17 protein-coding genes and 1 tRNA gene are annotated in these 16984 nt (G+C 66.4%); 4 read left to right on the top strand and 14 right to left on the bottom strand.

Going from position 1 to position 16984, the window contains the following annotated elements:
- From EJC47_RS03290 to ygfZ, 9 genes are all read right to left on the bottom strand, one after another.
- On the bottom strand, nt 1-1299 hold the full coding sequence (locus EJC47_RS03290) for an Hsp70 family protein (protein ID WP_126845476.1): 1299 nt from the start codon (nt 1297-1299) through the stop codon (nt 1-3).
- Between the two features lie 110 nt (nt 1300-1409).
- Nucleotides 1410-1712: a hypothetical protein gene (locus EJC47_RS03285; protein ID WP_126845475.1), complete on the bottom strand. Its 303-nt coding sequence runs from the start codon at nt 1710-1712 to the stop codon at nt 1410-1412.
- Nucleotides 1713-1820: 108 nt separating this feature from the next.
- Complete coding sequence (gene aroC, locus EJC47_RS03280; RefSeq protein WP_126845474.1) at nt 1821-2888, bottom strand: chorismate synthase; 1068 nt, start codon at nt 2886-2888, stop codon at nt 1821-1823.
- Nucleotides 2889-3043: 155 nt separating this feature from the next.
- Nucleotides 3044-3835, bottom strand: a complete 792-nt coding sequence (gene fabI / locus EJC47_RS03275; protein ID WP_033966815.1) for an enoyl-ACP reductase FabI — start codon at nt 3833-3835, stop codon at nt 3044-3046.
- 8 nt (nt 3836-3843) lie between these two features.
- Nucleotides 3844-4809, bottom strand: coding sequence for a YihY/virulence factor BrkB family protein (locus EJC47_RS03270; RefSeq protein ID WP_126845472.1), 966 nt, complete (start codon nt 4807-4809; stop codon nt 3844-3846).
- A 22-nt stretch (nt 4810-4831) separates the two neighbouring features.
- Complete coding sequence (locus EJC47_RS03265) at nt 4832-5767, bottom strand: DnaJ C-terminal domain-containing protein (RefSeq protein ID WP_185867549.1); 936 nt, start codon at nt 5765-5767, stop codon at nt 4832-4834.
- 78 nt (nt 5768-5845) lie between these two features.
- Nucleotides 5846-6724 (bottom strand): transglutaminase family protein, encoded by an 879-nt coding sequence (locus tag EJC47_RS03260; RefSeq protein WP_126845471.1) that lies wholly within the window; start codon nt 6722-6724, stop codon nt 5846-5848.
- A 127-nt stretch (nt 6725-6851) separates the two neighbouring features.
- Nucleotides 6852-9329, bottom strand: a complete 2478-nt coding sequence (locus EJC47_RS03255) for a circularly permuted type 2 ATP-grasp protein (protein ID WP_126845470.1) — start codon at nt 9327-9329, stop codon at nt 6852-6854.
- A gap of 174 nt (nt 9330-9503) precedes the next feature.
- The gene (gene ygfZ / locus EJC47_RS03250; protein WP_126845469.1) at nt 9504-10214 is read right to left on the bottom strand and encodes a CAF17-like 4Fe-4S cluster assembly/insertion protein YgfZ; all 711 of its coding nucleotides are present in this window, start codon (nt 10212-10214) and stop codon (nt 9504-9506) included.
- 130 nt (nt 10215-10344) lie between these two features.
- On the opposite strand from ygfZ, the gene EJC47_RS03245 reads away from it, so the two are divergent.
- Genes EJC47_RS03245 through EJC47_RS03235 form a run of 3 tightly spaced genes read left to right on the top strand, consistent with a single transcriptional unit; the run spans nt 10345 to nt 13443 of the window.
- On the top strand, nt 10345-11667 hold the full coding sequence (locus EJC47_RS03245) for a dihydroorotase (protein WP_126845468.1): 1323 nt from the start codon (nt 10345-10347) through the stop codon (nt 11665-11667).
- A gap of 58 nt (nt 11668-11725) precedes the next feature.
- The gene (locus tag EJC47_RS03240; protein WP_126845467.1) at nt 11726-12730 is read left to right on the top strand and encodes a hypothetical protein; all 1005 of its coding nucleotides are present in this window, start codon (nt 11726-11728) and stop codon (nt 12728-12730) included.
- Entirely contained in the window at nt 12727-13443 is a 717-nt protein-coding gene (locus EJC47_RS03235; protein WP_033963573.1) for an ATP-binding cassette domain-containing protein, read from the top strand. The genes EJC47_RS03240 and EJC47_RS03235 overlap by 4 nt, the downstream gene beginning before the upstream one ends.
- A gap of 70 nt (nt 13444-13513) precedes the next feature.
- Here EJC47_RS03235 and EJC47_RS20955 read toward each other — a convergent pair whose 3' ends face one another.
- The 3 genes from EJC47_RS20955 to EJC47_RS03225 are packed head-to-tail and all read right to left on the bottom strand — an operon-like array spanning nt 13514 to nt 14936.
- Nucleotides 13514-13663, bottom strand: a complete 150-nt coding sequence (locus EJC47_RS20955; protein ID WP_169313335.1) for a hypothetical protein — start codon at nt 13661-13663, stop codon at nt 13514-13516.
- Complete coding sequence (locus tag EJC47_RS03230; RefSeq protein ID WP_126845466.1) at nt 13660-14103, bottom strand: DoxX family protein; 444 nt, start codon at nt 14101-14103, stop codon at nt 13660-13662. Before EJC47_RS03230 ends, EJC47_RS20955 begins: the two co-directional genes overlap by 4 nt.
- A complete protein-coding gene (locus tag EJC47_RS03225) occupies nt 14088-14936 on the bottom strand; it encodes a DUF1134 domain-containing protein (RefSeq protein WP_126845465.1) in 849 nt (282 codons plus the stop codon). Before EJC47_RS03225 ends, EJC47_RS03230 begins: the two co-directional genes overlap by 16 nt.
- A 170-nt stretch (nt 14937-15106) precedes the next feature.
- Here EJC47_RS03225 and EJC47_RS03220 point away from each other — a divergent pair.
- Nucleotides 15107-15199 (top strand) — tRNA-Ser (locus tag EJC47_RS03220).
- A gap of 105 nt (nt 15200-15304) precedes the next feature.
- Here EJC47_RS03220 and EJC47_RS03215 read toward each other — a convergent pair.
- Nucleotides 15305-16051, bottom strand: coding sequence for an HvfC/BufC N-terminal domain-containing protein (locus EJC47_RS03215; protein ID WP_033963553.1), 747 nt, complete (start codon nt 16049-16051; stop codon nt 15305-15307).
- On the bottom strand, nt 16048-16890 hold the full coding sequence (gene bufB / locus EJC47_RS03210) for an MNIO family bufferin maturase (RefSeq protein ID WP_126845464.1): 843 nt from the start codon (nt 16888-16890) through the stop codon (nt 16048-16050). The genes EJC47_RS03215 and bufB overlap by 4 nt, the downstream gene beginning before the upstream one ends.
- Nucleotides 16891-16984 lie beyond the last annotated feature (94 nt).

The following is a 16984-nucleotide window of genomic DNA, read 5'->3' as shown; positions in this document are numbered from 1 at the left end:
TCACGCCGCCCAGGCGGCGATATCGTCCTGCTGGCCGATCAGCGCCAGGCCATGCGCGATCGAGGTCAGTTCGCCACCGGCGGCGATGCGCTCCTCCCCTAAGCGTTCGACGAACAGCCGTCGCACGCGCGGGGTGAGCGAGGTGCCGCCAGTCAGGAACACACGGTCGATGGCGCTCGCGTCGGTTTCGGCGCGGGCCAGCGCCTGGTCGACCGCTTGCTCCATCTGCGCGATGTCGGGGGCGATCCACGCCTCGAACGCATCGCGCCGCACCTCCGCCGCGATCGACAGCCCCGCGCCCGCAAAGCGGAACTCGGCCACATCGCTCTGCGACAACGCACGCTTCAGCGCACCGACCGCATCGTACAGTTGATAGCCCAATTCCTGATCGATGATCGCGATCATCCGCCCGATCGCCTCGGGATCGAGCGCGACACGGCGTAGCTTGTCGAGTTCGGCCATCGTGCGGCGGTTGCGCATCAGCGCCAGCCGTGACCAGTCGGCGAAATCGGTGAAATAGCCGCCGGGAATATCCAGCACCTTGTCGAACGACCGATACGACCCGCCCTTGCCCAGCAGCGGCATGACGAGATGATCGACAATGCGAAAATCGAACCGGTCACCCGCAACACCGACACCGGCATGGCCGAGCGGGGTACAACGGCGTACCGCTCCGGGGGCCTCGATCCGCACCACCGAGAAATCGCTCGTGCCCCCGCCGAAATCCGCGACTAGAATCGTCGCCGGGTCGGTGATGCGCGATGCATAGCTGAACGCTGCGCCGATCGGCTCGTAGACATAATGGATTTCCTCGGCGAGGTGGCCGAACATCGCATCATAGCGCGTCCGCGCCAGCGCTTCGTCAGGGCGACTGCCCGCAAATTCGACCGGACGCCCCACCACCAGCCGCGACGTCTTGCCGTTCAGCGCGCCGCGCGCGCGCGCCGCCATCTTACCGAGGAACAAACGCCCCAAATCCTCAAAGCGAAACCGCCGCTCGAACACGCTGGCATATTCGAAGCTCGCATTGGCGGCGACCGACTTGAACGATTGCAGGAAGCGGCTGCCTTGCGGAAAGGCGAGATACTCCTCGATCGCCCACGGCCCCGCTTCGCTCGCCAGGCCCTGCGGCTCGCCCTCTTCCTCCCACAGGCACAGGGCGGAGCGGAACACCGCGCTTGGCGCGGCCGGGCCATCGAACTGGAGCATATCGGCCACGCCGGGCTGACGGGCGAGGGCGACCACCGAATTGGTAGTGCCAAAATCGAGTCCGATCGCGGACGGGAAAGAAATGGTCATGGTCGGCGCGGCCTGTACGGGCAAAGCCGCTTTCACGCAAAAGCTACAGCCAAAAAATCCCGGCCTCGCTCGCGCAAGGCCGGGATCCGAAACCGCAGTATCGCGGTTGATTACATCGGGCGCTTTTTCGACTTTTTCGTGGTCGGCGTCGCCGGATCGGTTGGCGTCTGCGTCGTCATCGTCGAATCCGGACTGGTAGAGGTCGGGCTGGCCATCGGGTCCGCCGGAGTGGTGGCGGGATCCGCAGCCGGGGTTGCCGGTGTGGTCGTGGTCGGCGCGGGGGTAACGGGCGTCGTCGACGGCGTCGCGGGAACCGTGCTGGTCGGCGCGCCCGGTGCGGGCGTCGTGGTTTGCGCAAACGCCGCAGTCGAAAGGGTCAAAGCAGCAATACCGGTCAAAGTTGCAATACGCATTGGTTCTGGTCCTTTAAATCAGTGACCACCAAATGGGTCGGACCTAACAACGCGTCGCCGTACGATCGGTCGCTCCTTTTATCGCGTAGAGACCACGACTGGCCTGCTTTAGCCGCATTGACCCCGATGCAGCAGCTTATGGTCCGCCAATACTAACGCGACCATCGCCTCCACCACCGGCACACCGCGAATACCAACGCAGGGGTCATGCCGTCCTTTGGTCATGATCTCGGTGGCGGTACCATTGCGGTCGATCGTCTGGACCGGCGTCAGGATCGAACTGGTCGGCTTGAACGCGACGCGCAGCGTGATCGGCTGGCCCGTCGCAATCCCCCCGGCGATACCCCCGGCATGGTTGGCGAGGAACTGCGGGCCATCGGTGCCGGGGCGCATCGCATCGGCATTGTCCTCGCCGCGCAAGGTCGCCGCGGCAAAACCATCGCCAATCTCGACGCCCTTCACCGCATTGATGCCCATGCACGCCGCCGCCAGTTCGGCATCGAGCTTGGCATAAAGCGGCGCGCCCCAGCCCGCCGGCACGCCGGTCGCCGCGCACGCCACCACCGCGCCGAGCGAGGAGCCCGCCTTGCGCGCGGTATCGACCAGCCCTTCCCAGCGCGCAGCGGCGTGTCGGTCGGGGCAGAAGAACGGGTTGCGGCCAATCTCGGCGGCATCGAAATTGGCGGGGTCGATCGAATCGCCGCCAATCGCCTCGACCCAGGCGATGATGCGCACCTCGGGGATCACCAGCCGCGCCACCGCGCCCGCCGCCACGCGCGACGCAGTCTCGCGCGCCGAGGACCGCCCGCCGCCGCGATAATCGCGGAAACCATATTTGGCGTCATAGGCATAATCGGCATGGCCGGGGCGATACGCCTTGGCGACCTCTGAATAGTCCTTGGAGCGTTGATCGACATTCTCGATCATCAGGCTGATCGGCGTGCCGGTCGTGCGCCCCTCGAACACGCCCGACAGAATGCGGACCTGGTCCGGCTCCTGCCGCTGCGTGGTGAAGCGCGAGGTGCCGGGGCGACGCTGGTCGAGCCACGGCTGCACATCGGCCTCGGACAAAGCGATCCCCGGCGGGCACCCATCGACCACCGCGCCGATCGCGGGCCCGTGTGATTCGCCCCAGGTGGTGAAGCGCAAGAGGTGTCCGAAGCTGTTAAAGCTCACTTTCCCTCTCCCAACGGGAGAGGGAGGGGCCCATGCGCAGCATGGGAGGGTGAGGGTGATACACCCACGCCTGCTAGATCAATCATGGCGGTCGCCCTCACCCTTCCCACGCCTGCGGCGCGGGCCCCTTCCCTCTCCCAACGGGAGAGGGAGCTTTACGCCAGCGCGATGTCCGGCGCGTCTTCTGCCTTCATGCCGATCACGTGATAGCCCGCATCGACATGGTGCGTCTCGCCGGTCACACCGCTCGCTAAGTCGCTCAACAGGTACAGCGCCGAGCCGCCAACATCCTCGATCGTCACGTTGCGCTTGAGCGGCGCATTGAGCTCGTTCCACTTCAGGATCAGGTTGAAATCCCCGATGCCCTTGGCGGCCAGCGTCGTGATCGGCCCGGCCGAGATCGCATTGACGCGGATCTTGTCGCGACCGAGATCGACCGCGAGATATTTGACGCTCGTTTCCAACGCCGATTTGGCCACGCCCATCACGTTGTAATGCGGCACCACCTTTTCGGCACCGTAATAGGTGAGCGTCAGCATCGATCCGCCATTGGGCATCATCGCCGCCGCGCGCTGCGCGACTGCGGTGAAGCTGTAGACGCTGATGTTCATCGTCATCAGGAAATTGTCGAGCGTCGTGTCGCAATAGCGCCCGCGCAGCTGCGTCTTGTCCGAAAAGCCGATCGCGTGGACGACGAAGTCGATCGTCGGCCATTCCTTCGCCAGTTCGGCAAAGGTCGCGTCGAGCGCCGCCATGTCCGACACGTCGCAATCGAACAAGCGCGCCACGCCAAGCTGTTCGGCCAGCGGCCGCACCCGCTTCTCCATCGCTTCGCCCTGATAGCTGAAGGCAAGCTCTGCCCCCGCTTCGCTGAGTTTCTTGGCAATGCCCCAGGCGAGCGAGCGATCGTTGGCGAGGCCCATGATCAGCCCGCGTTTGCCTGCCATCAATTCCATCACGCCGGTATAGACTCCTTGATTCCGTGAGCGCTCTCTACTCCCGGTTCGGGGGGTTCCGCCAGTGCCGCGTTCAAATGCGCCCCGACGACAATGCCAAGCCCCACCAGAAAGAAGAACAACAGCGCCACGATCACCCCCGCCAGACTGCCATAGGTCAGGCTGTAGCTGCTGAGGCGCGACAGGATCACCGGCAGCAACGCAGTGATCGTCACCCACCACGCGCTGGTGAACAGCGCACCGGGCCATTTCGGGCATTTGCTCAGGCGATATTTGGCGGGGGTGACCGAAAAGAACAGCATGTAGAGCGCGATAAACATCACCACCCCCGGAACCGCGCGCGACACGCCGACCCAGCCCGCGACATCGCGCGCAACCGGCAGCACGTCGTAAATGAAGCGCTCGGCCGCCGTCAGCACGCCCTGCACCAGGAAAGACAGCAACGCCACGACCACCGACACGACGATAACCAGCATCGAACTCAGCCGGTAATGCCAGAACGGACGGCTCATCTTCACGCCATAGGCGCGGCGGAAAATGTCGCGGATCGTCTCGACGAAACTGCCGACCGACCACAGCCCGACAATCGCGCCCAGCCACAGAAGCGAACCCGTCCGCGCCACCAGCACATCGGCGATCGGCTTGGCGAGCAATTCGCTGACATTGGGCGGCAGCACGTGGAGGAAGGAGGCGACCGCGCGCTGCGTCTCCGCACTTTGCCCGATCAGCGATGCGATCGCCGCCGCCAGGATGAAGAACGGGAACACCGTCAGCAGCGCGAGATAGGCCAGATTGCCGGCGTGAATGAAGCCGTCCGAAAACACGCCTATCAGTACGCGCTGCACCACTTGCCATGTCCGCCGCAGCACCCGCCCGAACGGGGATGCATCGACCGGCACCAACGCCCGTCCCACATCGCCATGCGCTTCGCGTTCCTCGGGCGATACGGGGGAAATGTGGCTCACGCGGTCGGTCTCCTGGAACGGGTCAGACGCCCATTCCGCCGCGCGGGTTCCGTAAGTCCTTGTCTTTCCAGCCCTGAACGAACTCGATCAGCGCATCGTCATCGACCGGCAGATCGACCATCAGCGTCACGAGCTGATCGCCGCGCGTGCCGTCCTTACGGTGAAACCCGCGCCCGCGCAGCCGCAGCACCTTGCCCGAATTCGATCCCTTGGGGATGGTCAGCATCACCGCCCCCTCGGCCGTCGGCACGCGCACGCTCGCGCCCAGCACCGCTTCCGACAGGCTGATCGGCAAGTCGAGCCGGACATCGTCCCCGACCCGCTCGAAGAAGCGATGCGGCAGTACAGTGATAGTGACGATGCCGTCGCCATTGCCGCCCGGTCCAACCTGCCCCTTGCCCGCCAGCCGCATTTGCGCGCCGCTTTCGAGGCCCGCCGGCAATTTCAGGTCGATCGTCTTGTTGTCGGCAAGGGTAATGCGCTGCGGCTTGGCCGCCACCGCATCGACGAACGGCACGTCGAGCTTGTACAGCACGTTCGCGCCCTTGGGCTGTTCGCGCCGCCCAAAACCGCCGAAGCCCCCGGCAAAGCCCCCGCGTCCGCTGCTGCCCACGAACATGTTTTCGAAAATGTCGCTGAGATCGGGGCCGTCGGCCTGGAAGCCGGCGCCACCCGGGCCGGGGCGGAACCCGCCGGTATTGCCGCCGCCCGCACCGAAGCCAAAGGGCGAGGTCGGGTTGCCGTCGCCGTCTATCTCCCCGCGATCGAAGCGCGCGCGCTTGTCCTTGTCGAGCAACAGATCATAGGCCTGCGTCACCTGCCCGAAGCGATCGGTCGCCTTGGGATTGTCCTTGTTGCGATCAGGATGCAGCTCCTTGGCGAGCTTGCGATACGCTTTCTTGATCTCCGCATCGGTCGCAGTGCGCGCGACGCCCAGCGTTGCATATGGATCGGCCACGAATGTCCCCGGTGTGCTGATGTGGTCTTAATTGCTGTCTATTTGGGGTATCGCGGGGGCGAGTGCAAACGCCGTCGCCTAGATAAGCGGGGCCACGTCGACGCTGACGTCCATTTTCTGCGCGCTGGAACCCAGCACGACCCCATCGATCGGCGCGATTTCGCCATAATCGCGGCCAATAGCCATCACGATATGGTCGCCCGCCATCCAAATGCCGTTGGTCGGATCGACGCCGACCCAGCCTAGCTCAGCCCCGCACCACAGCAAGACCCAGGCGTGCGTCGCATCGGCCCCCACCAGACGCGGCTGGCCCGGTGGCGGGATCGTGCGGATATAGCCTGAGGCATAGGCGGCGGGCAACCCAGCTGCGCGCAAGCCGGTAATCATGATCTGCGCGAAATCCTGGCAGACGCCGCCGCGCTTCATGAAGGCTTCGTGCGGCGACGTATCGACCAGGGTCGCCTGCGGATCGAACGCGAAATCGTGCTGGATGCGCTGCGCCAGACCAATGGCGGCGTCGAGCGCGGGGCGATCGGGGTGGAGATCCTGTGCGCACCACTCGGCAATGTCGCGATCGAGCGGGATCAGCGGCGAGGGGAAAATGTAATTGGCCGGGCCGGCGGGCGACGGATCGCGGCTGGCGCGTGCAGCGGCGGCGATCTCGCGCAAGGGGGGCGACCCGTTGGCGGGCATCGGCACCGGACGATCGACCTTGATCCGCGACACGCTTTCGATCGTCAGATGCCGCACCGGCGCATCCACCACCATCCGCATCACATTGGCGAGCCCCGCCTCGGCGCGCGCGGGCGACACCCGGCCCGAGGGCGAAATGGTGAGTCGATAGTCGAGCAGATCCTGCCCCGACCAATGGATCGGCTTCAGCCGCAAATTGCAGCGCGCGAATTTCACGTTCGCCCCGTAATCGAAGCGCGTGATGTGGCGGATGTCGTAGATCATCGAACCCAAACCTGCGTCACCCCGGGCTTGTCCCGGGGTCCACCGAGCAGCACGTTCCACACGGCTTGGAATAGCGGCACGGTGGACCCCGGGACCAGCCCGGGGTGACGGTTATGCAGCATGCCAATCACGCCAGCACCATCCCCGCCGCGCGCAGCGGCTCGGCCCCTTGCAGGAAGTACCGCCGCGCAATCGCCTCGGACAATTGGAACAGCCGCCGCTCGACATCGCCCAGCACCTCGGCATCGAGCCCAGCGGCGGTCGCGGTGGAGACGATCGCGGTCAGCACCGTGCCCTGCGTCTGCTGCGGCTCTTCCATGCCGTCATCCTCAAGCACCGGCAGCGCCGCCAGATGCTCGCAGATCCGGCAGATCTGGAAGGCGAGCGAGCGCGGATTGCCGGGGTCGAGCGCGACCAGATCGACCACCGGCACACGCGCAATGCCCGTCAGATAGCGCTGGCGATAGCTGATCTGGCTGTCGGCAAGGTCGAGCAGGCTCGACAGATCGTCGGCACTCGCTTGCGCCATGCCGAACACGCGCAGCGCGCGCGTCACCGTCAGCGCGCGTTCCAGCCGTCGCCCGAGATCGTGGAAGCGCCACGCGGCGGTACGCCCCATATGTTCGGCCGACAGCCCCGACAAAGCGGCATAGCGGCGCTGCAGCGTGCCCGCACGATCGAGCATCCCGCCCTTGGTCGGATAGGGCGCGTCGAGCAGCCGCACGACATCCGCCGCCAGCCGGTCGCGCGATCCCTGGCCGATGCCGCGCGCCAGCCGGTTGATCGACCGCACGCTGTGCCAGTCGCCATCCTCCATCGCCGTACGCGCAAAGGCTGCCAGATCCGCCCGGCGCAAACTCGGCGGGTGCGGTGCCGCGCCGACATTGACCGCCAGCCCGACCAGCCGCCCGACCGTCTCGGGCGCAAGCGCGGCCCCGGCATCGGCATCGATCGAATTGCCCAGCATCACGCGAATGATCGCCAGCAGCGCCTCGCCGCGCTCCAGATAGCGCCCGAGCCAGAAAAAATTGTCGGCGACGCGGCTCGGCAAGGTGCCGGGGTTGCGCCGCACATGGATGGTGTCGGCGGGCGGCAAGAGCGACACCGGCGCGACCGCTTCACCACCATGAATCGCGACATCGGCGGACCAGCAGCCCTCCCCCATCACCGACGCGCGCGGATCTGGATGTTCGGCGATGCGCGCGAAACCGCCCGGCAGCACGGTCCACCCGCCATCGGCCCCGCGCGCCGCGAAGACGCGCAGCGTGAAAGGGCGCGCGGCCAGCCCGGCATCGGTCACCACCGGCATGGTCGACAGTCGGACGATTTCCTGCCCGACATAATCCTGTGGCCGCCGCGTCATGTCGTCGAGCAGGGCGACGCGCGCATCTCCGACAATCTCCGCCCCCGGCACCGCCACCGCGCTGCCGAGACCAAGCGGGGCCACGCCAAAGGCGGGTCCGACCAGCATCTGGTCGAGATCCTCGATCACCGCCGCCCGCGCGTCATCCTGTCCGCACCACCAGGTCGCGATATTGGGCAGGATCAGGTCCGCGCCGAACAGCCGCGTCGCCAGGCGCGGCAGGAACGCACCGAACGCCGCCGATTCGAGCACGCCCGCGCCCGGCGCATTGGCGATAACGACATTGCCCGCCGCCGCCGCATCGATCAGCCCGGCAACGCCGATGCGCGAATGCGAATCGAACGCCAGCGGATCGAGCAAACGCGGGTCGACGCGGTGCCACAGCGCATCGACGCGCTTCAGCCCGCCGATCGTGCGGACATATAATTTGTCCTCCAGCGCAGCGAGATCCGCGCCCTCGACCAGCAGAAAACCCAGATAGCGCGCCAGATGCGCCTGCTCGGCATAGCTTGCGCTGTAGCGCCCGGGCGTCAGCAGCCCGATGCGCGGCTCGGCCCGGCGGCACGCCGCCGCCAGCCCGTCGCGAAACGCCGCGAAGAAGGGCGCGTGGCGCTGCACGTTCAGCCGCGCCTGCAATCCGCCCAGCGTCCGCGCGATCGCCAGACGGTTCTCCAGCGCATAGCCCGCCCCGGCAGGCGCGCGCAGATGATCGGCCAGCACGCGCCATTCGCCGGTCGGCCCGCGCCCGAGGTCCACCGCGATGAACTGCAGATGATGCCCGCCCGACGGCACCAGCCCCGCCATCGGTCGCAGGAAGAAGGGCGATCCCCCGACCAACGCCGCCGGAATCAGCCCGCGCGCCACCAGCGACGCATCGCCGTACAGATCGGCGATCACGGTTTCGAGCAGATCGGCGCGCTGCACGATCCCCGCCTCGATCGTGCGCCATTCCTCGGCGGCGATCAGCAGCGGCACCGGCGATAGCGGCCACGGCCGCTCCTCGCTTTCGCCAATGATGCGGAAGCCGGTGCCGATATCCTCGGCATGGCGCTGCACGCGCTCGCGCGCGAGGCCGAGATCGTCCCCTGCCGCCGCCGCCAGTTCCTCGAACATCGCCGCCCACGCCGGATCGGGATCGGCCGTGAGCACGTCGCCGCTGACCGCCCGCGCGCGATACTCGGCGATCCAGCGCGCCGCGTGGATGCCGGGGTCGAGCAACGACGGGGCGGGCGCGCTCGCCATCAGCGGCGGCACATGCCGGGCCGCACGTGCATCCCCGTCCGGGGCCAGCCCGCCGCCCGTGCGGACGCGTGGCAGATCGATGACGCGCTGTGGATCACTCGGGGCCCCTTATCTCCCGTCCGACATGGCCACAATCCGCTCGCACACGCAACACGCGAGTGCGAACACTCGTGTCTACGCCAGCGCCGCCGCCATCCAGTCGGGCACCCGCGCATCGCCCAGCGCTTCCACCCGGCGCAATTCCACCATCAGGCCCAATTCAGGATACGTCACCCGCGTGCGGTCCCCCGCTTCGCCCAAAGGTGCCACCACCAGCCGCCGGTTGACCTTGCTGCGATGGTGCATCCGCGCGGTATTTTCCTGGCCGACATAACAGCCCTTGGTGAAGCTCACCCCGTTCAGCTCGCGCGCATTGCATTCCAGCCACAGCGTCTGGTCGCTGCCGAGCTCCGCCAGCCCCTCGGTCACGCCCAGTGACAACCGGTGCGCCAGCCAGCCCTCGGCCGCCGCCCCCGCATCGCCGATCCAGCGCCGCCCGAGCGCGGCCAGCCGCGGATCAGGCACGCCCTCCCCGCCCTCACGCGCCCAATGCACCGCGCCGCCAGTGCGCTCGATCGTAATCGCGCGCCGCAACCGGTACATCGACAAGCGCCGCACCAGCGCCTCGGCCGCGCTCGCTTCGCAATCGACCAGGATCGCCTCACCCTCGGCCCACAGCATGAAATCGAACAGCGCCTTGCCCTGCGGCGTCAGCAGCCCACCCCATTGCGGCGCGCCCGGCACCACGCTCGCCATATCCTGCGTAACAAGCCCTTGCAGGAAGCCGCGTGGGTCATCGCCCGCGATACGAAGGAGCGCTCGGTCGGTCAGGGTGGTTTCTGGCATGGCTAACAGGTAGGAAGCCCGCGACTCTTTGTCACCCATCGCCGCGCGCGTGCCGCCCGGCTGCCTATCCCCGACGGGCGGGGATCAAGGTCAGGGCTTCGACAGATTCCGCCCGAACGGAGTGCGTGCAGTGACTTTCGATCTCCTCCTGAAAAACGGCACCGTCCATTTGCCCGCCGGTCCGGTGCAGACCAGCGTCGGCGTCATCGCAGGCAAAATCGCCGCAATTGGCGTGGCTGGCGATGCGGGCGAGACGATCGACTGCACCGGGCTCGACATCCTGCCCGGCGTCATCGACACGCAAGTCCACTTCCGCGAACCCGGCCTCGTCCATAAGGAAGACCTGGAATCCGGCGCGCGTGCGGCGGTGCTGGGCGGGGTGACGGCCGTGTTCGAAATGCCCAACACCAAGCCCAATACCGATTCGGCCGACGCGATCGCCGACAAGCTCGCCCGCGCGCATCATCGCATGTGGTGCGACCATGCCTTCTATGTCGGCGCGACCAACCACAATGCCGCCGATCTCGCCGAGCTGGAGCGGATGCCCGGCACCGCAGGCGTGAAAATCTTCATGGGGGCCTCGACCGGCGATCTGCTGGTGTCGGAAGACGCCTCGCTCGCCGCCGTGCTCGCTTCGGGCCATCGCCGCGTCGCCATCCATGCCGAGGATGAGGACCGCATGAACGCCCGCGCCGACGAGCGCGTCCCCGGCGACCCGTCCTCGCATCCGGTGTGGCGCGACGATGAAAGCGCGCTGCTCGCCACCAAGCGCATCGTCGCGCTGGCCCGCGCGGCGCGGAGGCGCATCCATGTGCTGCACATCACCACCCCCGCCGAGCTGGAATTCCTGAGCGCCCACAAGGACATCGTGACCTGCGAGGTGACCCCGCAGCACCTCACGCTGGCGGGCGAGGAAGCCTATCCCCGGCTCGGCACGCTGGCGCAGATGAACCCGCCGATCCGCTCGGGCGCGCATCGCGACGGGCTGTGGCATTGGGTCGATCAGGGCGTTGCCGACATTCTCGGTTCGGACCATGCGCCGCACACGCTGGAGGAAAAGGCCAAGCCCTATCCCGGCTCGCCCAGCGGCATGCCCGGCGTGCAGACGCTGCTGCCGCTGATGCTCAACCATGTGGCAGAGGGGCGCACCACGCTTGCCCGCGTGATCGACCTCACCAGCGCCGGGCCGCAGCGCGTGTTCGGCATCGTCGGCAAGGGCCGCATCGCGGTCGGCTATGATGCCGATTTCTCGGTGGTCGACTTGAAGGCGCGCTGGACGATCACCGAAGACTGGCTCGCCTCGCGCTGCGGCTGGTCGCCCTTCACCGGCATGGAGCTGACCGGCCGCCCGATCGGCACCATCGTCCGCGGCCACCGCGTGATGTGGGACGGCGCGCTGGCTGGCGCAGCGGTTGGGGAGCCGATCCGGTTCGAGGCGGTGGAGTTTGGGTGAGGGGGCTTGGTTGGACGATCCCAATTGCAGATATGGGCTGACAGGCTAGTCTGCCGCCATGATCTCCCCCGACAGCGACCGTAACCGGCTGTTCCGCCATGACGGGCGCATTGCGATCAACACGATACGCGCCGCGTTTGCAGGATGGAACGACCGCCTTGTCGCTGTGGCCGTGCTGATCATCACATTAGCGATGATCAAATCGTGGCTGGCGGAGCGGCCTTGGACGATCGCGGCGTGGTCGGCAGTCGGTGCCGGTCTCCTCCTCGGCACCAGCGCTGAACGTCTTGTCGCGAAACGTCTGGCGTTCCACGGCTTTGACGGGTTGCTCGCAGTCGACGCGCTGCGCCCAGCAACCCGCAGACGGTATATCGCCGCTTGGCATGGCATCGCGCTCGCCCTGCTGGCCACAGTCCTGCTGGTCGTCGCACCCTCGCTGCTGATCGTCGGCTGTGCGAGCTATTTGGCTGGAACGCTCTTGGCCGCGCTCATGAGCGGCGTCACCGTGCCAAAGAGGTTGGCCGACAGAGTCGGGTCGGCACGGGTAATCCGGGCATGGTTGCGCCATGGGCAAGCGGGTGCCCTTGTCGCCTCGACGCTGCTCGTGGTGCTCCTATTGGAGCGATCGCTTACGCCGAATACGCTGATCGCGATCCTCGGCATCGAGACCACGCTGCTCACACTAGCACTCACCAGCGTCGATTCCGACGTCGTTCGCTTCATGGCGACCACCGGCTATGGGCCATGGCGCATCGTCGGCTATCATGGGAAGAGCATGGCGTACTTCCTCGCGCTCGCGGTGCCGGGATGCTGGCTGATCGCGGGGTCGGTTGCCGCAGCCGTCGTCACGGCGGTCTCGGGCGCGGTGCTGCTGCTTTTGGCACTGCGCGTCCTCGCTTATTGCCTGCACGGGAAGCGGTTCGCCGATCTCATCGTCTCCATCTTCGCGGGGCTGCTCCTGTTTCTAGCCTATTTCCTGCCGATCGCTTTGCCGTTTCTCGCCGTCGCGATCCTGTGGCAGTTGCAACACCGGGCCCGCACGAAGACGTGGCTGCTGGCATGAGCCCCGCGATCCACCTTGCCGGGGCGGCGGTTGAACGGAGCGGACAGCGTGTCGTGCAGGACGTCGATCTGAGGGTCGCGCGCGGATCGTGGTTCGGCCTCATCGGTGCCAACGGATCGGGCAAGACCAGCTTGCTACGCGCGCTTGCGGGCAGGCTGCCGTTCGCGGCCGGATCGTGTCTGGTCGATGGCCAGGACCTAGCCTCGGATCGCGCCGGACGCGCGCTGCGCTTCGGTTTTTGTCCGCCCGCCCATACGCTGCCGGATAGCGTGCGTGTCCGCGACGTTCTCGAACTGGTCGGCGGCAGCTACGATGATGTCCGCCCCCGTTTGGGGCGGTTGTCCCTCGCCTTGGCGCTCGCCCCACTGCTGGACCGTTGGATCGGCGATTGCTCGGCCGGAATGCGGCAGCGGGTCGCGATCGCCTGCGCCTTTGCGGGCGGTCACCCGCGCGTCATTCTGGATGAGCCGTTCAACTGGCTCGACCCCGTGGCGATCTTTGATGTGCGGGAGGTCTTGCGCAGCATGGTTGATGATGGGCTGACGCTGATCACGGCCCTCCACGATCTCGGCACGCTCGCCGCAGCCTGCGATGCCGGGCTCGTCCTTGCGAACGGCGAAGTTGCTTTGGCGCTGGACGAACACGCGCTTCACACGGCGGCGCAAGACCCGCAGGCTTTCGAGCGACAGACGATTGACCTCCTGCGCTCCTGAACGTGTCTAGGCGCCGGTCCGGCCGCTATTGCTATCCGTCCCCTAACCTTACCCGCCGCAGCGCGAACGCTCACTTCTCGGTGAAGCGCTTCACTTTCACCGGCAAATCCTTGCCCTTGGTGCGGCGCGAGGGGATCTGCACCGGGTTCTTCTTCTTCCACGCGGCCCAGGTCATCGGGCCGTCGGGGGTGTCGATGATGGTGTCGTCGATATCGCTCATCGGAAGCTGCTCCGCCGGTGAAAAGGCCAGTCGATCACGCCGCCGGCGAACAGCGCCCACCACACGATCACCGGCTGAAACAGCAAACGCGGGACATGGTACCACAGGCTCAATCCGCCCGTGCCGTGTTCGATATAATCCACCGCATGTTTCACATTGGCGGGATAGACGCACACCGCATACAGCGCCAGCATCACCCCCGCCCACCACCGCCAGCGCGGCAGATACAGCCCCACCGCCCCGGCGATCTCGCACAGCCCGGTGACGAGGATCACCGCCTTGGGAAAGGGCACGAAGCCGGGGGTTATCGACAGAAACGGCCCCGGCACCGCGACGTGCAATACCCCCGCCGCGAGATAGGCCGCAGCCAGCACCGCGCGGAGCACCGCTCGAGTGCGCGGCGCGGCGCTGGCGGGTCGCTGGCTCAGAAGGGGAACCACTTCGATGTATGGCTGAACTTCATATAGCCAAGGTTCACGCCCTGCCGCCAACCGACGCCCAGCCGGATCGGGATCAACACGATATTGCCGCGCCGCAAATAGGTCGCGGCGAAGCCACCGACGAAATAGACGCGCCCCTCGCCCGCCGGGAAGCGCTTGTACAGGTCTTCCGAATCGTAGAGGTTGTAGACCAATACGAACACCTTATTGGCATCGCCGCCGAGATCGAAGCCGACCGACGGCCCGGTCCAATAAACCGGCTGCTGCCCCTCGACCTTGTGGAACATCGTGCCCTTGCCATAGCGCAGGCCGACCACCACCGCGCCCGACGCTTCGCGCCCGGCGATATAGGCATTGGGCTGCCCCTGTTCCTTCAGCGTGCGTTCCAGGATCCCGGCGAGGCCGGCCGCACCCTTGCCGAAGGTGCCCTCGGCGGCGTTGAGCAACTCCTGCTTCTGGAAGGTCTGGCTCGCGGCAGATTCGGCATCGGCCCCGTCGCGCGCGGCCGCCTGCGCCCGTTCATCGCGCACGGTGCCATTTTGTCCGCCTGGGGGCGCTGCCGTCGGGGTCGGGCCCGAGAGCGGCACGCTCGACTGCGGGGCGTCCGGATAGCGCGGGGCATCGGGGTAGCGTTGGCTATCGGGTGTGGTCGGCGTGGCAGCGGGATATTGCGGCTGTGCGGGCGCGGGAGCGTTCTGGCCGCGCAGATCGGAATCAATCGCCTGATTGGGGTCGATGGTGCGCACCTGCCCCGCCACCGGGGCGGAGGCGGTAGCAAGCGCCAACACCAAAGCGGCCCCGCTTCTCGGGACGCTGTGCCATCCTGTTCGCATCGTTCTTCTCCCCACGCCTCAATCCGCCCCCGTAACGCCATCGTGCCTGTCGCGACAATGAACCGCGCGGTTGAGCGCGACCAACCGAGTCGATTTTAGGCCAGGTAACATGCGAACGCGCTGTTGATCCGCAGCGCATGCGCGGCTATAGCCCGCCTTCGCCGTGATCCGGAGACGTGGGTGAGTGGCTGAAACCAGCGGTTTGCTAAACCGCCGTACCGGGTTTACTGGTACCGAGGGTTCGAATCCCTCCGTCTCCGCCATTTCGCCTTAAAATCATTGAACAATGTCCCCGATCCGGGGCGGCAACCCGGTTGGCAACCGGTTTCTGCGACGGACTCTCGCGATCAACGGCGAGCGGTTCGATTTTATTGAATGTCGGTGATCAAACCGTCCTGCAGCCAAGACGTCAGATAGCGCCCGGCGGCAAGGACCGCTTCCTCCACACCACTCGTTTCCGCAAGCCGGTCGCACAGCCGGGCGAAGGTCACGCCGGACGCAGCGAGCTGGATGGCGTCCCTTTCCGTTCGCTCGATCGTCGCAAAATGCGGCTGCAGGTCCACCCGCCACACCCGCACCCAGGCCGGTTCGGGCAGCATCTGTGCGGCGGGAACATCATCGCTGGCCGCGATCGCCGTCCAGATCGCACCGCAATTCGTCCTCACCGGTATCAGTTCAAGCGTTGGGACGAAGTGGATGACGGCATCGTCCCAATCGATCTCGGCGAGGCGCGCTGGATCAAATGGCGAAGCATCGGGGCCATCGAACGCGCGTCGCAGGGCCCAATCGAGCGCGGCGATTTCCGCAACCTCCGGGTCCTCGGGATAGCGGGCGTCGATCGTATCGGCGAAACCGATCCCGTAATCGCCCAGCGTCCAGCTGGTCGGGGCGTGAAGGCCGATATGATGGCGCGCCGCAGCTTCGAAAGCGTCGTCTCCGAGCCATGCCCAAAGCCGTTCGTAGCTGTCCTTCAGACAGGCAACCAGCTGAGCGCTATAGGCATTGTGGTAGACGGCGAGCCCCGGCCCGGCCCCGCCGTTGACGGCAACCGGGATCTCGGTCGGTTGGTCGAGCAGAAAGTCCAGGAACGTCCGCTGCAGGGCGAGCAGGCTCATGCCGCGACCGCCATTGCTTCGGTGGCGATCCGGCGGGCGATGTCGAGTTCGGACAGCAGCTCGCCAAGCGGCGGGATGTTGTCGTCGCGTTCGATCATCGCTGCAACCGGGCCCAATCGCGGGTAGATCCGCCTGAACAGGTCCCAAACTGGATCCGGCACCGGCTGGTCGTGCGTGTCGATCAAGCGCTCTCGCCCCTGGCTATGGCCTGCGAGATGGATCTGGCGGACGCGATCGGTAGGGACACCGGCGAGATACTCATAGGGGTCGAAGCCGTTGTTCGTGCCGCTGACATAGATGTTGTTCACGTCGAGGAGGAGATAGCAGCCGGTGCGCTTGGTCATCTCGGTAAGAAACGCCCATTCGGTCATCTGGTCATCGGCGAAGGTCAGGTAGGTCGACGGGTTCTCCAGCACGAGCGGGCGTTCGAGCACGTCCTGCACGTGGAGGATATTGGCGCACACGGCGTCGAGCGCCTCGTCGGTGAACGGCAGGGGCAGAAGGTCGTGCGAATTGACGCGCTCGACCCGCGACCAGCTGAGATGGTCCGACACCCACAAAGGTTGGACTCGGTCGGCGAGCGCCTTGAGCCGCGTGAGATAGTCCGTGCGCACCCCGTCAGCCGAACCGATCGACATCGAAACCCCGTGCATCGCGACGGGCCAACGTTCGCGCACCTGGTCGAGCACATGGAGCGGGCGACCGCCGGCGACCATGAAGTTCTCCGAGATGATCTCGATAAAATCCACGGGGACGGGTTCGGTGAGGAAGTTTTGGAAGTGCGGGATGCGCAGCCCAAGCCCGAACCCCTGAAATGGCGCGATCTCGACGTTCGGCACTGCTGACCTCCCAATGTTGTGCCGGGGCTCGATCCCGTGGGAGACCGACGCGGCACAAAGGGAAGTTCGGTAGCTGGACGTTGAAGGTTACACG

This window comes from Sphingomonas sp. TF3 (assembly GCF_003985085.1).
GTDB lineage: Bacteria > Pseudomonadota > Alphaproteobacteria > Sphingomonadales > Sphingomonadaceae > Sphingomonas.
Note: the sequence above shows the minus strand (reverse complement) of the source record. Positions and strands in the feature narration are given on the sequence as shown.

Coding starts and splice junctions, on each gene's coding strand:
- EJC47_RS03290 (WP_126845476.1), bottom strand. CDS start 1,299: ATGACCATTTCTTTCCCGTCCGCGATCGGACTCGATTTTGGCACTACC.
- EJC47_RS03285 (WP_126845475.1), bottom strand. CDS start 1,712: ATGCGTATTGCAACTTTGACCGGTATTGCTGCTTTGACCCTTTCGACT.
- fabI (WP_033966815.1), bottom strand. CDS start 3,835: ATGGCAGGCAAACGCGGGCTGATCATGGGCCTCGCCAACGATCGCTCG.
- EJC47_RS03260 (WP_126845471.1), bottom strand. CDS start 6,724: ATGATCTACGACATCCGCCACATCACGCGCTTCGATTACGGGGCGAAC.
- EJC47_RS03255 (WP_126845470.1), bottom strand. CDS start 9,329: ATGGCGAGCGCGCCCGCCCCGTCGTTGCTCGACCCCGGCATCCACGCG.
- ygfZ (WP_126845469.1), bottom strand. CDS start 10,214: ATGCCAGAAACCACCCTGACCGACCGAGCGCTCCTTCGTATCGCGGGC.
- EJC47_RS03240 (WP_126845467.1), top strand. CDS start 11,726: ATGATCTCCCCCGACAGCGACCGTAACCGGCTGTTCCGCCATGACGGG.
- EJC47_RS03235 (WP_033963573.1), top strand. CDS start 12,727: ATGAGCCCCGCGATCCACCTTGCCGGGGCGGCGGTTGAACGGAGCGGA.
- EJC47_RS20955 (WP_169313335.1), bottom strand. CDS start 13,663: ATGAGCGATATCGACGACACCATCATCGACACCCCCGACGGCCCGATG.
- EJC47_RS03225 (WP_126845465.1), bottom strand. CDS start 14,936: ATGCGAACAGGATGGCACAGCGTCCCGAGAAGCGGGGCCGCTTTGGTG.
- EJC47_RS03215 (WP_033963553.1), bottom strand. CDS start 16,051: ATGAGCCTGCTCGCCCTGCAGCGGACGTTCCTGGACTTTCTGCTCGAC.